The organism is Acinetobacter sp. GN11 (assembly GCF_054823985.1).
On sequence record NZ_JRVL01000269.1, the window covers coordinates 1 to 1,339 of the forward strand.

1 protein-coding gene and 1 pseudogene are annotated in these 1,339 nt (G+C 37.6%); one reads left to right on the forward strand and one right to left on the reverse strand.

Annotated elements, in window-relative coordinates:
* A pseudogene (locus tag NL42_RS17855) lies at window positions 1-157 on the forward strand (hypothetical protein); the annotation flags it as partial.
* A gap of 59 nt (window positions 158-216) precedes the next feature.
* Here the strand turns inward: NL42_RS17855 and NL42_RS17860 are convergent.
* A complete protein-coding gene (locus tag NL42_RS17860) occupies window positions 217-1,338 on the reverse strand; it encodes a catalase family protein (protein WP_461313773.1) in 1,122 nt (373 codons plus the stop codon).
* Between the last annotated feature and the right edge of the window lies 1 nt (window position 1,339).

The following is a 1,339-nucleotide window of genomic DNA, read 5'->3' on the forward strand; positions in this document are numbered from 1 at the left end:
CTTCGAAGGGACTGTTGTTAGTGTGCAAATTGAATTACTGATTAGGGTAGATATAAGCTTGATTCCAAAGCATAAAAATGAAGATGACTTTATTTTATGGCTGGCAGATTTCATTGATCGAATCACCATAGACACCAGTAAAGAAGTTATTAAATGAAAAAATTGCTCCTAGTAAGACACGATCACTTAACTGCCAAAACGAGAGAAATAACGTATTTAAGGTTCCTGTCTAGGGGCTGAATTCATATCATGTCGAACTTTACTTATATTTTCATAAATGACTTTACGCATTCTGTTTACTGCACCTAATGGCTTATGTTCAGGTAAAGCATGCCACGGCGTAAAAGAAAGATTTTCACAGAACTGGTTTTGTTCAGGTGTATCAAAGTTTTGCTTTGGAATGTGAATAGTTGCTACTTGATAGAAAGGGGCTGCTTTTTCATCCCATTCTGTCATCGCATCTTCTACTAGCATTTTACTTGACGTTCTCGGCTGAATAAGGAATTCCATACAGGCATCATTATTTTGCAAAGTATTTTTTAAAGCTTCTCTTAAAAAATCATGACTCGGGTTTTTAGGTAGATTATTTGGTGTTACCGAACAAGCACGTATTGAATATTTAACTGCTTGCCGATCTTTGCCAAGTCCTAACTGATAGGGAACCATAGACCAGTAACGTGCATAGAGTGGGTTTGCAATTTGTGAGTTACGTGCTCCCAGTGCATTCATGGTTCCCTTAAAACCTAAGGCAAAAGGGATATGAAGTTTTCTGATCATATTGTGGCTATTCACATCATTCATAAAAGAAAGATATCGTTTCGCATCATTGGCAAAAAAGACAGGGTGATTAATCATAATAAAATCTTGAGTGGTTGCTTGTTTTTCACTTTCTAAAATTTTGTCTCCAGATATACCTAAAAGTTTTATGGCTATGCCACGTGCATCTTTGTCAATGTCAGCACTAGTGGCGTCATTAGACGCATTTGAAAAACGAATCCATGCTTGATAACTTTGATCTGGGATAAAAACTCCTTTAGCAAACTGAGCAGGTAAATTTTTTGAGACATGAAACTCGGCTCGCACACACCCATGTGCTTTAGGATGGGCATCACGCAAAGCATTTCCCGCCGTATAGTTTTCACGAATTGACTTTTCAATGACTTGAGCTATGTTCTGAGCTAACGCTTCCTCATTAGGCTGTAACTTTTCCCCTAAAACTGTATCAGCTTCTGGATAGGCGATACTTTCTGAAGATGTCTTTATTGGTATGGTTCTTTGGGAATGTAAAGTTTCACTACAACCTGTGATTGCAAACACAAGAGGAGTAAATACAAACAAC